At 63.2% G+C, this 14,730-nt stretch carries 14 protein-coding genes; 7 read left to right on the plus strand and 7 right to left on the minus strand.

What is annotated here, in order from left to right:
* The first annotated feature begins 15 nt into the window (after nucleotides 1-15).
* The 5 genes from pbpC (at nucleotide 16) to NKH73_RS24215 (ending at nucleotide 6,456) form a co-directional block, all read left to right on the plus strand.
* Nucleotides 16-2,100: a penicillin-binding protein 1C gene (gene pbpC, locus NKH73_RS24195; protein ID WP_502893921.1), complete on the plus strand. Its 2,085-nt coding sequence runs from the start codon at nucleotides 16-18 to the stop codon at nucleotides 2,098-2,100.
* Nucleotides 2,101-2,510: 410 nt separating this feature from the next.
* Nucleotides 2,511-3,539 (plus strand): sulfate ABC transporter substrate-binding protein, encoded by a 1,029-nt coding sequence (locus NKH73_RS24200; RefSeq protein WP_352936895.1) that lies wholly within the window; start codon nucleotides 2,511-2,513, stop codon nucleotides 3,537-3,539.
* A 23-nt stretch (nucleotides 3,540-3,562) separates the two neighbouring features.
* Nucleotides 3,563-4,414, plus strand: a complete 852-nt coding sequence (cysT, locus tag NKH73_RS24205) for a sulfate ABC transporter permease subunit CysT (RefSeq protein WP_352936896.1) — start codon at nucleotides 3,563-3,565, stop codon at nucleotides 4,412-4,414.
* Entirely contained in the window at nucleotides 4,407-5,291 is an 885-nt protein-coding gene (cysW, locus tag NKH73_RS24210) for a sulfate ABC transporter permease subunit CysW (RefSeq protein WP_352936897.1), read from the plus strand. The genes cysT and cysW overlap by 8 nt, the downstream gene beginning before the upstream one ends.
* 124 nt (nucleotides 5,292-5,415) lie before the next feature.
* On the plus strand, nucleotides 5,416-6,456 hold the full coding sequence (locus NKH73_RS24215) for a sulfate/molybdate ABC transporter ATP-binding protein (RefSeq protein WP_352936898.1): 1,041 nt from the start codon (nucleotides 5,416-5,418) through the stop codon (nucleotides 6,454-6,456).
* 68 nt (nucleotides 6,457-6,524) lie between these two features.
* Here the strand turns inward: NKH73_RS24215 and NKH73_RS24220 are convergent, their stop codons facing one another.
* Nucleotides 6,525-7,001 carry a GNAT family N-acetyltransferase gene (locus NKH73_RS24220; RefSeq protein WP_352936899.1) on the minus strand — a complete coding sequence of 159 codons (477 nt, stop codon included), beginning with the start codon at nucleotides 6,999-7,001 and terminating at the stop codon, nucleotides 6,525-6,527.
* Nucleotides 7,001-7,282 (minus strand): type II toxin-antitoxin system TacA family antitoxin, encoded by a 282-nt coding sequence (locus tag NKH73_RS24225; RefSeq protein ID WP_352936900.1) that lies wholly within the window; start codon nucleotides 7,280-7,282, stop codon nucleotides 7,001-7,003. The genes NKH73_RS24220 and NKH73_RS24225 overlap by 1 nt, the downstream gene beginning before the upstream one ends.
* A 264-nt stretch (nucleotides 7,283-7,546) precedes the next feature.
* Here NKH73_RS24225 and NKH73_RS24230 point away from each other — a divergent pair, with 264 nt between their 5' ends.
* Entirely contained in the window at nucleotides 7,547-8,533 is a 987-nt protein-coding gene (locus tag NKH73_RS24230; RefSeq protein WP_352936901.1) for a sulfate ABC transporter substrate-binding protein, read from the plus strand.
* Nucleotides 8,534-8,785: 252 nt separating this feature from the next.
* Complete coding sequence (locus NKH73_RS24235; RefSeq protein ID WP_006202816.1) at nucleotides 8,786-9,235, plus strand: RrF2 family transcriptional regulator; 450 nt, start codon at nucleotides 8,786-8,788, stop codon at nucleotides 9,233-9,235.
* Between the two features lie 33 nt (nucleotides 9,236-9,268).
* On the opposite strand, the gene NKH73_RS24240 is transcribed toward NKH73_RS24235, so the two are convergent.
* The 5 genes from NKH73_RS24240 to NKH73_RS24260 form a co-directional block, all read right to left on the minus strand.
* The gene (locus NKH73_RS24240) at nucleotides 9,269-9,796 is read right to left on the minus strand and encodes a gluconokinase (protein ID WP_352936902.1); all 528 of its coding nucleotides are present in this window, start codon (nucleotides 9,794-9,796) and stop codon (nucleotides 9,269-9,271) included.
* Nucleotides 9,797-9,825: 29 nt separating this feature from the next.
* Entirely contained in the window at nucleotides 9,826-10,812 is a 987-nt protein-coding gene (locus tag NKH73_RS24245) for an ABC transporter permease (protein ID WP_352936903.1), read from the minus strand.
* Nucleotides 10,809-11,789: an ABC transporter permease gene (locus NKH73_RS24250; RefSeq protein WP_352936904.1), complete on the minus strand. Its 981-nt coding sequence runs from the start codon at nucleotides 11,787-11,789 to the stop codon at nucleotides 10,809-10,811. Before NKH73_RS24250 ends, NKH73_RS24245 begins: the two co-directional genes overlap by 4 nt.
* A 13-nt stretch (nucleotides 11,790-11,802) precedes the next feature.
* Complete coding sequence (locus tag NKH73_RS24255) at nucleotides 11,803-13,395, minus strand: sugar ABC transporter ATP-binding protein (protein ID WP_352936905.1); 1,593 nt, start codon at nucleotides 13,393-13,395, stop codon at nucleotides 11,803-11,805.
* A gap of 70 nt (nucleotides 13,396-13,465) precedes the next feature.
* Nucleotides 13,466-14,590: a sugar ABC transporter substrate-binding protein gene (locus tag NKH73_RS24260; protein ID WP_352936906.1), complete on the minus strand. Its 1,125-nt coding sequence runs from the start codon at nucleotides 14,588-14,590 to the stop codon at nucleotides 13,466-13,468.
* Nucleotides 14,591-14,730: the final 140 nt, after the last annotated feature.

Here is a 14,730-nt window from a genome sequence, read left to right on the forward strand (position 1 = left end):
GTGGCGAACATGATCATGACGACCGCGCTGCGCCGTTCGGCCATCGCCGCCGCCTCCCTCGCCGGATTTGCAGCAATCGCCGCGGGCGGGCTTTGGCAGCTCGACCGCGCCTATCCTCCGCCGCTGCCAGCCGCGCTGACGGTGTCGACCGAAGTGCAGGACCGCGACGGCCAGCTGTTGCGGGCCTTCGCCACGCCGGACGGTTATTGGCGGCTGGCCACCCGGCTCGATCAGGTCGACAAGCAGCTCGTCGACATGCTGGTGGCGTACGAAGACAAGCGCTTCTGGGACCATCAAGGCGTCGACGTGCTGGCGCTGGCCCGCGCCGCCGGCCAGTTCATGACCAATGGCCGTATCGTCTCCGGCGGCTCGACACTGTCGATGCAACTCGCCCGGCTGGCAGAGCCGCGCGACAGCCGCAGCCTCGGCTCGAAGATCAGGCAGATGCTGCGCGCCCTGCAGATCGAGCGGCGGCTCACCAAGCGCGAGATCCTCGAACGCTATTTGACGCTGGCCCCCTATGGCGGCAATCTCGAAGGCGTGCGCGCCGCTTCGCTGGCCTATTTCGGCAAGGAGCCGAAGCGGCTGACGGTCTCTGAGGCGGCGCTGCTCGTCGCCCTGCCGCAATTGCCGGAAAAGCGACGGCCCGACCGCAACCTCGCAATCGCTCATGCCGCCCGCGACCGGGTGCTGACGCGCATGGTTTCATCAGGCCTGCTTGGCGAACGCGAGGCCGCACGTGCTGCGCTCGACGAAGTTTCCAGCATACGCCGCACGCTGCCGGCGCTCGCCGCCCATGCCGCCTATGCGGTGCTGCCCAAAGCCGTTCCTGGCCAACCCCTGCAATTGACGATCCGCAAAAGCGTTCAGGAAGGACTGGAACAGGTGGCCAGGGATGCCGCCACCAGGCTCGGCCCCCGCCTGTCCGTCGCCATGGTGATGGCCGACGCCCGCACCGGCGACATCCTTGGCGAGGTCGGCTCCGCCAACTATTTCGACGCCAGCCGTTCCGGCTGGATCGACATGACCAGGATCCTCCGCTCGCCCGGCTCGACGTTGAAACCGTTCATCTACGGGCTCGCCTTCGAACAGGGACTGGTCGCGCAGGAAACGCTGATCAACGACAGTCCGGCGGATTTTTCCGGCTACCGGCCGAAGAATTTCGACCTGGGCTACCAGGGAGACGTCAGCATCCGGCAGGCGCTGCAACTGTCGCTCAACGTGCCGGCGATCAGGGTGCTTGACGCCGTCGGGCCGGCGCGGCTGCTGGCGCGCTTCCGGCAGGCCGGCGTCACGCCGGTCCTGCCCGCCGACAAGGCGCCGGGTCTCGCCATCGGCCTTGGCGGCGTCGGCACAACGCTGCACGACCTCGTCCAGCTCTATGCCGGGCTTGCCAATGGCGGCAAGGCGCACACGCTGCATGACGGCACCGAGCCGGCCAATGCCGAACGCTCCACCACTACCATCCTCGACGATCAGGCGAACTGGCAGATCACCGACATATTGTCGGGAGTCAAGCCGCCGGAGGGCGCCGCACAGCGCGGCATCGCCTACAAGACCGGCACCTCCTATGGCTACCGCGATGCCTGGTCGGTCGGCTTCGACGGACGCTACGTGCTGGGCGTCTGGGTCGGCCGTCCCGATGCCGGCGCCGTGCCCGGCCTGTCCGGCTATGTCTCGGCCGCACCCATCCTGTTCGAGGGCTTTGTCCGTTCCGGCCTGGCTGCCGTGCCGCTGCCAAGCCAGCCGGCCGGCGTCATCAGATCCAGGCGCGACGATCTGCCGGTGACATTGGCGCGCTTCGGTTCTGGCGCCGATGGGCTGGTCCAGCCGACACCGACCGAGCCGGCGCCGACGATCCTCTTTCCGCCCAACGGCGCCCGCGTCGATCTCGGCACCACCACCGCCGAGGGCTCACCGCTAGTGCTGAAGCTGCAAGGCGGCCGCGCGCCGTTCCGCTGGCTGGCCAACGGCAAGCCGCTGGTCGGCATCGACCGGCGGCGCACCGCGACCTGGCAGCCGGACGGCGCCGGCTATTCGACCCTCACCGTGATCGATGCGGCCGGTCGCGCGGCCAGCGTGAAAGTCTTCGTTGAATAGAATGCGCCAAACGATTCAGCGCATTGGCTTTCCATAAGTCAGCGGACAGCAGGATCCTCGCAATGCCAATTGCGAGACATCCCTCTGCCGGGCAGGCAGAGGGATGTCGAAACGAAACGAGCCGTTTCCAAAGCAGCGTTTCGATTTTCCCGTCACCGCCGGCTGAACCACTGGCCGTCGCGAAAGTAAATCGCGTCCAGATCACATCCAGCCATTGCCTAGTCCCGACCTGTCTCTAGATAGATCGCTTCATGAGTTCGGATTCGGCACCGTGGCGCCGAGAGGAAAGAATTTCTCGATGGGGCCAAATATCAGCGAAAAATTGCTTCAAGACGGCGAAAAAAGCAACATTGAGTGCATCTAATTTCTACCAATTCGGTAGATTTGAAGTGATCTCAACGGAGGCGTAAATGACCAATCCTCATTTCAGGAAACTGCTCGGCGCCCTTGTCGCTGCATCGGTCCAATTCGGAACACTCGGCTTTGCATTTGCCGATACCACCATCCTCAACGTGTCCTATGATCCGACGCGTGAGTTGTACAAGCAATTCGACGAGGCCTTTGTCGCCCACTGGAAGGCCGAGACCGGTGAGACAGTAACCGTCCAGCAGTCGCATGGCGGGTCGGGCGCGCAGGCCCGTGCCGTGATCGACGGTCTCGACGCCGACGTGGTGACGCTGGCGCTCGAAGGCGATATCAACGCCATCGTCTCGAAATCGCAGAAGATCAATCCCGACTGGCGGACCAAGTTCGAGAACAATTCGGCGCCCTACACTTCGACCATCGTCTTCCTCGTCCGCAAGGGCAATCCAAAGGGCATCCAGGACTGGGGCGATCTGGTCAAGGACGACGTCCAGGTGATCACGCCGAACCCCAAGACTTCGGGCGGCGCGCGCTGGAATTATCTCGCCGCCTGGTCCTATGCCAACGCCAAGGATGGCGGCGACGAGGCCAAGACCAAGGAATTCGTCGGCAATCTCTACGCCCATGTTCCGGTGCTCGACACCGGCGCGCGCGGCTCCACCGTGACCTTCGCGCAAAAGGGCCTGGGCGACGTGCTGCTGGCCTGGGAGAACGAGGCTTATCTGGCGCTCGACGAATTCGGCGCCGACAATTTCGACATCGTCTACCCGCCGACCTCGATCCTGGCCGAGCCGCCGGTCGCCGTGGTCGACGCCAATGTCGATGCCAAGGGCACGCGAAAAGTCGCCGAAGCCTATCTGAGCTATCTCTACTCCAAGGAAGGCCAGACGCTGATCGCCAAGAACCACTATCGCCCGTCGAAGCCCGATTTGGTGCCGGCGGAGGACCTCGCCAAATTGCCCGAGATCAAACTGATCACCATCGACGATCCACTTTTTGGCGGTTGGAAGAAGGCGCAGCCTTACCATTTCGGCGACGGTGGTATATTCGACCAGATCTATAAGCCGGCCCAGTAAGCTAAACTCTAGATCAGGACGACATGACCACAGCACCCGCCAAGGCGGGGTGGCGGTTCAGACAGCCGAGCGTCATTCCGGGTTTCGGATTGACGCTCGGCTTCTCGCTTGCCTACCTCACCCTCATCATCCTCATTCCCCTGTCGGGGCTGATCTGGCGATCGGCCGCGCTCGGCTGGACCGATTTCTGGGCGATCGCCATCGACCGCCGCACCATCAACGCGCTTCAGATCAGCTTCGGCACCGCCTTCGTTGCCGCCGCGGTCAACGTCGTCTTCGGCACGATCGTCGCCTGGGTGCTGGTGCGCTACAACTTTCCTGGCCGCCGCATCGTCGATGCCATGGTAGACTTGCCCTTCGCGCTGCCGACAGCAGTGGCCGGCATCGCGCTGACCACGCTCTACGCGCCGAACGGCTGGCTCGGCAGCCTGCTGGCGCCACTCGGCATCAAGGTCGCCTACACGCCGCTCGGCATCGTCATCGCGCTGATCTTCATTGGCCTGCCTTTCGTCGTGCGTACCGTCCAGCCGATCATGGAAGAGATCGACAAGGAGGTGGAGGAAGTGGCCGCAACGCTCGGCGCTAACCGCTTCCAGACCATCGCCCGGGTTCTGCTTCCGGGGCTCGCGCCGGCCATTGTCACCGGTTTCGCGCTGGCTTTCGCGCGCGGCGTCGGCGAGTACGGATCCGTGATCTTCATCGCCGGCAATCTGCCCTACAAATCCGAGATCGCGCCGCTGCTGATCGTCATCCGGCTGGAGGAATACAATTATGCCGCGGCGACCGCGATCGCGGCAATCATGCTCGCTTTGTCGTTCTTGATGCTGCTGGTCATCAATCTGGTGCAGACGTGGAGCCGCAAGCGCTATGGCTGACCCCGAGATCAAATCCTACGCACCGCACCATGAAAGCCAGTCGGCGGCAGTAACCGAAAGCCGCCCGGCGAAAGCTGTGCTGATGATCGTGACCTTTGCCTTCCTCGGCATTTTCCTGCTGTTGCCGCTGATCGTCGTCTTCAACGAAGCCTTCGCAAAGGGTCTCAGCGCTTATACTGAGGCGCTGACCAACCCAGACACGCGCTCGGCGATCCACCTGACGCTGCTGGTGGCGGCGATCTCGGTGCCACTTAACGTCGTCTTCGGCATCTCCGCCGCCTGGGCGATCGCCAAATTCGAGTTCAAGGGCAAGGCCTTCCTGACCACGCTCATCGACCTGCCGTTTTCGGTCTCGCCGGTCATTTCCGGCCTCGTCTATGTGCTGTTGTTCGGCGCGCAAGGCTTGTTCGGCGCCTGGCTGAAGGCGCATGGCATCGTCATCCTGTTTGCCGTGCCGGGCATCGTGCTGGCCACCATCTTCGTCACCTTTCCCTTCGTCGCCCGCGAACTGATCCCCTTGATGCAGGAACAGGGCAATGGCGACGAGGAGGCAGCCCTGTCGCTCGGCGCCAATGGCTGGCAGGCCTTCTGGTATGTGACGCTGCCCAACGTCAAATGGGGACTGCTCTACGGCGTCTTGTTGTGTAATGCCCGCGCCATGGGCGAATTCGGCGCGGTCTCAGTCGTGTCGGGCCACATACGCGGACTGACCAACACCATGCCGCTGCATGTCGAAATCCTCTACAACGAGTACAATGCCGCCGCCGCCTTCGCCGTCGCTTCGCTGCTTGCCGGCCTGGCGCTCGTCACGCTGGTCTTGAAAACACTTCTCGAAATGCGCTACGGCGCCGAGATCGCCGCGACGCGCGGACATTGAATGCATGTCGCCCCAAAGTGCGTAGGTATTTTGGGCGACATGCATAAACAAAGATTTTGATGTCGCCCAAAAGCGCGTAGCGGTTTTGGGATAACGACATGCATCGACAACAAAGGGACGGTTGATGGAAGTTCGCGTTGCCAACGTGCGCAAGGAGTTTGAGCGGTTTCCGGCCCTCCATGACGTTTCGCTCGACATCAAGTCCGGTGAACTGATCGCCCTGCTCGGGCCTTCCGGTTCCGGCAAGACGACGCTGCTCAGGCTGATCGCCGGGCTGGAGCGGCCGACGAGGGGAAAGATCTTCTTCGGTGAGGAGGACGCGTCGCACAAGTCGATCCAGGAGCGCAATGTCGGCTTCGTCTTCCAGCATTATGCGCTGTTTCGCCATATGACGGTCGCCGACAATATCGGCTTCGGCCTCAAGGTCCGGCACGGGCCGACACGTCCGTCGGCGCAGGAAATCCGCCGCCGCGCCTCCGAGCTTCTCGACCTCGTCCAGCTTTCCGGCTTGGAAAAGCGCTATCCGGCGCAGCTTTCGGGCGGCCAGCGCCAGCGTGTGGCGCTTGCCCGCGCCATGGCGATCGAACCGGCCGTGCTTTTGCTCGACGAGCCGTTCGGCGCGCTCGATGCCCAGGTCCGCCGCGAGTTGCGCCGCTGGCTGCGCGACATCCACGACGCCACCGGCCACACCACGGTCTTCGTCACCCATGACCAGGAAGAAGCGCTGGAGCTTGCCGACCGCGTCGTGGTGATGAGCCAGGGCAGCATCGAGCAGGTCGGCACCGCCGATGAAATCTACGACACGCCGAACTCGCCCTTCGTCTACGGCTTCATCGGTGAATCGAGCTCACTTCCCGTCAAGGTCGAGGACGGCCAGGTCTGGATCGCCGATCGCCCGATCGGGCTCTCCGCGCCACAGGCGCCGCAGGGCGAAGCGACGCTGTTCTTCCGCCCGCACGATGTCGAACTGGTGGACGAATGCAATGGCTGCATCGCCGGCACGGTCGCCGCCAGCCGTCGCGTCGCCGGCACCAGACGGGTGGAACTCGAAATCGGCGGCGAGCGGCAGCGGGTCGAGATCGAGCTGCCCGTCGACCATCCGGCGGCGCAGAAAAGCCGGGTGGCGTTCAGGCCGCGGCGCTGGAAGCTTTTTCCAGCCGCTTAGCCACAAGGCGATGGCGAATCCGTGCTGATGACAGCCGCCTCTTTATGCTGAGCGGCATCGGTTACTTTTCAACGCGCCTTTAGCGAGAGCACCAGGGTCATCGGATTCTTTGGAGAAGCCGCAAAGCCGTAGTGCTCGTAGAAGGCTTTCGCTTCAGCCGATATGGCATGAACAAAAATGCCGCGAATCCCGAGAATCGCCGCGGCGTGACCGGTGCGCAGAACGGCGTCTTGTAAGAGCGCTGCGCCTAGCCCCTTCCCTTGCCAGCTTGCGTCCACCGCGAGACGCCCGAGCACAGCCATAGGAACGGGATCCGGCATATTGCGGCGAATGGCGCCTGGCGCTTCCGCAAGATCAAGCCCGCCCGAGGACAGACAGTAGTAGCCGACAACGCGCACGCCTTCCGTTACTACATAAGTGCGGGAGGCGCCGCTGACCTGGTTGGCCCGCGCCCTGCGACGAAGCCATTGATCCAGGCTCTCGGTCCCGCTTTGGAATAGTTCGAGATCATGATTGTCGGTAAGAGGCGTAGGCGCCGACAGCATCAACCCTGCCAAGGCTTGGGCGCATTCATAAGCCGTGCATAACCTTCACCGCTCGGTGGTTCGTCGAGAATTTCGAGATAATGCTGGTAGCTCTCGGGATCCACCTTGATCAGCGCTTGGTCGAGCAGCGTGTCTTCGGCCGCGCGGTAAGCGGCGTCGATCATAAAATCGGAGCGGGTTTTCCCGCGTATTTTCGCAGCGCGGTCAATCAGAATGCGCACATCCTCTCGGATGCGCAGATTGACAGGCTTTGCACGGGTTTCATGTGTGGTCTTTGTCATGGAGGACTCCTCTTTCCCACCATAGCACTCCGCATACACAATGTGTATCTATTTCGCTTTACCTCCTAGGAAGGTGATTGGAAAGCACCGGCGGCATGGCGAGAAATTGACTCTGCTTGGAAGAAAATCCTAGCAATGGGCTGTTTCGGCAACGCTTTTTCTCACTGCAACGCCATAGATCCGGCCTGCATGCCTCGTCTCGCCGGGCATCGCTCGATTATCCTGCAGAATTCAACAAACGGCGTTTTCAAGGAGCCTGTTTTCATGAAGCGATTTTTGCTTGGCGTCGCCACATTGGCCGGCCTGTTCCTCGCATCCTCCCAAGCCTGGTCGGCCGACAAGCTGCTGAACGCGTCCTACGATGTCGGCCGCGAATTGTTTGCGCAGGTCAACAAGGCCTTCATCGCTGGGCACCCCGGCGTTACCGTCGATCAGTCGCACGCCGGAACGTCGGCGCAGGCGCGTGCCATCGCCGAGGGTCTCGGTGCCGATGTCGTCACCTTCAACCAGGTCCTCGACATCGACTTCCTGGTCTCGAAGGGTCTTGTCTCCGCCGACTGGCAGAAGGATTTTCCCGACAACGCCTCGCCTTTCTATTCGCTGCCGTCCTTCCTGGTGCGCGCCGGCAATCCGAAAAACATCAAGGATTGGAACGATCTCGTGCGCGACGACGTGCAGGTGATCTTCCCCAATCCGAAAACGTCAGGCAATGCGCGCTACACCTATCTCGCGGCCACCGCCTACGCCAAGGAAGCCTTCAAGGGCGACGATGCCAAGGTGAAGGAATTCGTCACCAAGCTCTTCAACAACGTGCCGATCTTCGACAGTGGCGGACGCGCTGCGACCACCACCTTCGTGCAGCGCGAGATCGGCGACGTGCTGATCACCTTCGAGTCGGAAACGCGCGGTATCAGCAGGGAGTATGGCGAGGACAAATTCGAGCAGGTGACGCCTTCGGTCAGCCTTTTGGCCGAATTTCCGGTGGCGATCGTCGACACGGTCGCCGACGAACACGGCACACGCGAGCTGGCCAAGACCTATCTCGACTTCCTCTATACGCCGGAGGGCCAGGACATCGCCGCCCGCAACGGCCTGCGGGCTCGCGACGCGGCGGTCGCCGCCAAATACAAGGCTGAGTTTCCCGACGTTCGCCTGCTGACAGTGGAAGACGTCTTCGGCGGCTGGACCAAGGTCCAGACCGAGCATTTCGCCGCTGGCGGACTGCTCGACCAGACCTATGGCAGTCGCTGAAGCGAGCGATCTTCAAACCTGAAGCGAAAGCCGGCTTTTGCCGGCTTTCTTCGTTTTTCCGCTCCGCAAAGCTGATTTCCCGCTTTCCGCGCGCCTGCCGTCCAAAACGTCACGAAGAATCAACGTGTTTGTGCCTACTGTTCCTTCAGACGGCTTGTTCGCGAAACCGCATAGCGCGACCAAACCGTCATGATTTGCACACAAACAACCGCCAGATGCGGGCGGTTGGGGTTTTCATGAACTGACTCGGGCATGCTTACCAAAAAAGGCAAATACGGCCTCAAGGCCCTCGTGCATCTGTCCGGCCTGCCGGTCGGCCAGCTCGCATTCGTCAACGACATTGCGGTCGCCAACAACATCCCGAAGAAATTCCTGGATGCCATTCTGGGCGAATTGCGCAATGCCGGCTTCGTCCAGAGCCGCAAGGGCAAGGAAGGCGGCTATCGCCTCGCCCGGCCGGCCTCCGAGATCAAGATCGGCCATGTCGTGCGTGTCCTCGACGGGCCGCTGGCGCCGATCCCTTGCGCCAGCCGCACGCAATATCAGCGCTGCGAGGATTGCGACGAGGCGACATGCCAGGTCCGGCACATGATGCTGGAAGTGCGCCAGGCGATCGCCGAGGTGCTGGACAATCGCAGCCTCGCCGCCATGCGCGATGCCGACAATGACGATTTTCCGGTCGAGCTGACGTCGCAGATCTGATCGGGCGTCCTGAAGCGGGATCCGCGAGACCGTTCATGAATTCGCTTCGAACAGGCCCGCGGCATCGGCGACAATGTCGGCGACCGGACGCCTCGCGTCGAGCGTCAAAGCCCGCTCGTCCGCTGCCGGCGCTTCGAGCGTCGCGAACTGGCTGTCGACCAGGCTTGCCGGCATGAAGTGGCCCTGGCGGGAGCCGACGCGCTGCTTTGCCGTCGCGGGATCGATTTCCAGGTAGAGGAAAACGATGTCCTGGCAAAAGCCGCGCAGGCGCTCGCGGTAGCTGCGCTTCAGCGCCGAGCAGGCGGCGACGACGCCCTGCCCCTCGCCGACCGATCCTGCAATGCGCCGGCCGATCGCGTCGAGCCAGCCTTCGCGCAATGCGTCGGTCAGCGGCTCGCCGCGCGCCATGCGCGCGACGTTTTCGGGCGGATGCAGCCTGTCGCCCTCGACGAAGATGGCGCCTAACGCTGCGGCCAGCGCTTCGCCGACCGCCGACTTGCCGCAACCGGCGACGCCCATCACCACGACCGCCGGTGCGGACCGAACGGGACCCCTGTGCATTTGTGCTGCCTTTTCGTCCACGATGCGGGTCAGCGGCTGGCCGGCGCGCGGCCGTAAAGCAGGAGCATGGCAACGATGACGACGCCATAGATGATCTGGCGCCCCGCCTCAGGCATCTGCATGACCGAAAGAATGGATTGCAGAAGCGTGATCAGGATGACGCCGGCGACCGTGCCGAGATAGGAGCCGCGCCCGCCGAGGATCGAGGTGCCGCCAAGCACGACCGCTGCGATCGACGGCAGGAGATAGGCATCGCCCATCGACTGTGCCGCCTTGGAAGCATAGCCGGCCAGAAGCACGCCGCCGAAGGCCGAGAGCCCGCCGGACACGGCGAACGCGATCATTACGATACGCCGCGTATCGATGCCGGAGAGGTAGGCAGCGCGTTCGCGGTTGCCGATGCCGTAGACGGTGCGGCCGAAGCCGGTGCGCGTCAGCACAAAGACCATCGCCGCACCGATCAGCGCCCAGATGATGACCGCGTTGGGCACGCCCGGAACGGCAAAGCCGGTCGCCAGATAGCGCATCGCCCTGGTCGCCGAATCCTGCGGCGAGAATCCGCCCGTATAGACCACCATCAGCCCTTGCGCGACGGCATTGGTCGCGAGCGTGATGATCATCGATGGAATGCGCAGATAAGCGACACCGATGCCGTTGACGATGCCGATCGCGACACCGCAGAAAATGCCGAACGGGATCGCCAGCGCCACGCCGACCGGGCCATAGGCGGCGGCCGCGCAGGCCATCATCGCGCCTGCCGCTACCGACCACGGCACCGACAGGTCGATCTGGCCGAGCAGGATGACCAGCATCATGCCGGTGGCGATGACGCCGAGAAACGAGGCCACCTTGAGCTGCTGCAGCAGATATTCCGGCGACAGGAAGCTGCGCGAGTAGAGGCTGCCGACAAACAGCAGCAGCACGATGCAGGCAAAGGCGGTCAGCACCGCCGGATCGGCGCGGCGGATGAATTTCGGCATGCGGCCGGCAATGCCGCCGATGGTCGTTTCGCTCACAGGAACCACTCCAGGCGGTTGCGGACCCTGAACAGGGCGAAGGCGCCGAGACTGACCGCGATCAGCAGGATGACGCCCTGGAACAGCGGCTGCCAGAGCGGATCGAAATCGAAGACGAAGAGCAGGTCGCCGATGGTGCGGAAGGCGAGCGCCCCAAAAATCGCGCCGATGGCGCTGCCCTTGCCGCCGAACAATGAAACGCCGCCAAGCACCACGGCGGCGATGGAAAACAGCGTATAGGCATTGCCGCTGGCATAGGCCGCCTCGCCCGTATAGGTGAAGAAGGTCAGGAACAATCCGCCGATAGCGGCCAGCAGGCCGGCCAGCGCGTAGGCAGCGAATTTCCCGCGGCGGATCGGCACGCCGGACATGTAGGCCGCCATCTCCGACGATCCCGCGGCATAGGCCGCGCGGCCGAGCACCGAGCGGCTGAACGGGACCCAGACGACGAGCACGACGGCCAGGAGCACCACCAGACTCGCTGGCACCACGCCGAACAGCCGCCCGGTCAGCGCGTCGGCGAGATCCTCGTTGACCGAACCGCCCGGAAACGGTCTCAAAAGCAGCGCGATGCCGAAATAGACCGCGCCCGTCGCGATGGTAGTGACGATCGGTTGCAGCCGTCCGTAGATGACGATGGCGCCGTTGATCGCGCCGCAAAGCAGCCCGGCGCCAAGCACCGCGACGACGCCGAAGGCGGTCTCGATGCCGGTGCCAACGACCAGCCATGAGGCCAGGCAGTTGGTCAGCAGAAAGATCATGCCGACGGATAGGTCGATGCCGGCTGTGATCACCACCAGCGTCTGCGCCATGGCGACGAAGGCGAGCAGCACGCCCTTGTTCGAGGCCGTCTGCACGACATTGGCGGTAAAGCCCGCCGGATGGTTCGAGGTGTAGATCGTAAACATCACGATGAAGATGCCGAACGCCAGCAGCGTTCCGCGTTGTTCGGCAAGCCAGTAGCGCCAATCTTTCACGCCATGATCCCTTTCACGCGTCCGCTCCTCGGGCTGGCGTCTTCGCCATGCCTCGGGCTGGCGTCTTCGCCATGCCGCCAACAGCCATCTCTTCGCCATGGATGTTGAGCGCGCTTGATATCAGCGCCCGCTCGGTGATCTCGGCGCCGACCAGCTCGCGCTTGACCGCACCGTCATAGAGCACCAGCACCCGGTCGCAGCAGCCGATCAGCTCGTCATAGTCGGTCGAGTAAAACAGGATCGCCGCACCCTGGTCGGCGAGTTTGCGCATCAGCTGATACAGTTCCTGCTTGGTGCCGACATCGATGCCTCGCGTCGGGTCGTTGAGCAGGATGATGCGCGGCTGCCGCATCAGCCATTTGGCGATGACGACCTTCTGCTGGTTGCCGCCGGACAGCGCACCGACCGGAATGTCGAGGCCGGCGGTCTTGATCGCCAGCAGACCGACCATGTCGTCGATCAGCCGCTGCTCGGCAACGCGATCGATGATGCCGGCCCTGGACAGCCGGTCGAGCGCGGCGAAGGAGAGGTTTTCGCGCACCGTCATTGGCAGCATCAGGCCTTCCGTCTTGCGGTCCTCGGGGATCAAGGCCATGCCGATCCGGTCGTCACGCGCCTTGGCTGGGCTGGCGATCGCCACCGGTTTGCCATCGATCAATATCTGGCCGGAAAGGCCGCGCAGCACGCCGAAGAAGGCGAGCAGCAATTCACGCTGGCCCTGGCCGTCGAGACCGCCGAGACCGACGACCTCGCCTGCCCCGACCGTCAGCGAGACATTGTCCAACCGGTCAGTCCAGGACAGTTTTCGCGCCTCTAGAACGGGCGCGGCGGTGGCCGGCGCGCGCACCGGCTTTGGCGGAAAGATGTGGCTGTATTCGCGGCCGATCATCAGCTCGACGACTTCATTGTCGCTCTTCGTGCCTGCCGCATAACTGGCGACATTGCGGCCGTTGCGGAACACCGTGCACTGGTCGGCAAGCTCGGCGATCTCGTTCATGCGATGCGAGATGTAGAGCAGCGCCAGCCCTTCCGAGCGCAGCCGCTTCAAGACGCCGAATATCTTGGCGACGTCGGCCGCGGTAAGCGCCGAGGTCGCCTCGTCGAGGATCAGGATTCGGGGCTTCCTGGCAAGCGCCTTGGCGATCTCGACCATCTGCCTTCTTGAAAGAGGAAGATCCTTGACCAGCGCCAGCGGGTGGATGTCGGCGGCGCCCGCGCGCGCCAGCGCCTCCTCCGCGATGCGTCGCTGCGCCTTGCGGTCAATCATGCCGAAGCGCTTGGGCGGATCGGAAATGACGATGTTGTCGGCAACGCTGAGTTCAGGGACGAGCGACAGTTCCTGGAAGATGCAGACGATGCCGGCCTGGTTGGCCGCGGCCGGCGACGCGAAGGTCACCTCGCTTCCATCCAGCGTCATGCGACCTTCGTCAGGCGCGACGACGCCGGCCATGACCTTGATCAGCGTCGACTTACCGGCGCCGTTTTCGCCGAGGATGGCATGGATGCTGCCTGACGTAACTGAAAGCTCGGCCTTTTCCAGCGCCCGCACACCGCCATAGCGCTTGGATATGCCTTCCATCCGGAAGAGCGGAACCGCACCGTCCATCGGCCCCTCCCAAGGCGCTTGCTTTTCGGGACTGGCGCCGCAGGATTAGCCCGCGGCGCCAGCGATCAGCCTATTGGTTTTCCTTGCTCTGGCCCATGATTTCCTGCGCGGTGAAGTTGATGCCGCAGGTCGGAAAAGAATTGCCGACGAAGAAATTGTCGGACTGGTCGGGGAAATAGTCCTCGCCTTCCTTGAAGTTCGGATCCTCGACGATCGCCAGCGGCAGCTTCACCGCTTGCGGAACGACCTGGCCTTCGAGCGCGGCAATCGCCGTCTTGATGGCGACCGCGACCTGGGCGGGACCGGTTCCGGCCGACGAGCATTTCAGCCCGTCTGCGGCAAACTTGGCGCAGAATTTGCGGAAGCCGTTCTCGGTTTCGCCGCCGAACGGCACGAACGGATGCTTGGCATCGATCATCGCCTGGACGATGCCGGTGTCGCCGCCCTGGCCGGTGACGCCGTCGAAGGGACCGTTGGTGGCGATCGCGTCGGCCGAGGCCTTTTGCGCCACGCCATCGTCCCATTTGCCGACGACTTCGGTGACCTCCCACTTCTTGCCCGAAGCATCGAAGACCTCATGGATGCCATTGTGGCGGTCGGTATCGACCGACGTGCCGGCAACGCCGCGCACTTCGAGGATCTTGCCACCATTGGGAATATGCTTGATCAGCCAGTTGCCCCACAATTCGCCGAGGCCCTTCTGGTCGACATTGACGTTGATGGCGTCCTTGGTTCCGAGGATGTTGTCGAATGCGACCAGCACGACGCCGGCTTCCTTGGCGCGCTTGATGACCGGCCCGAAAGCCGTCGGATTCTGCGCGTTGACAACGATCGCGTCATAGCCGGAATCGATGAAGTTGTTGATCGCCGAAATCTGCGCCGGCACGTCTTCGCCAGTCGAGACGACCTTGAACTCCTTCAGTTTCGCCGCGACCTCCGGCTGCGCTGCATAGGCCTTCGCCGTCTGCACCATCTGGATGCGCCACGTATTGGCGATATAGCCATTGGCGAGCGCGACGCGGTATGGGCCTTCCTTCTTGGGGAACTTGAAGAACTGTGTGTCGGCGGCCCATGGCGCAAAGCAGTCCGGCTCGGCGGACGGGCCAGTGACGATTTCGGGCTCGGCGAGCGCCGACGAGCTCAGCATGACGAATGCAGTGGCGGCAACGATGCCGCCAACGAGCGACTTGATCATCGATATTCCTCCCAGTTGCAGTTTGTGATTGTTTCTTACGCGTCTCGCGCGTTTGGCCCGGCACCTCCAGCCTTGCCCCTCGCGCATTTCAGGTGGCCGAATGCCGACCCGATCTCCTCCCTTGCCGCACGGCAACCGAA

This window comes from Mesorhizobium sp. M0938 (assembly GCF_040319125.1).
Taxonomy (GTDB): domain Bacteria; phylum Pseudomonadota; class Alphaproteobacteria; order Rhizobiales; family Rhizobiaceae; genus Mesorhizobium; species Mesorhizobium robiniae.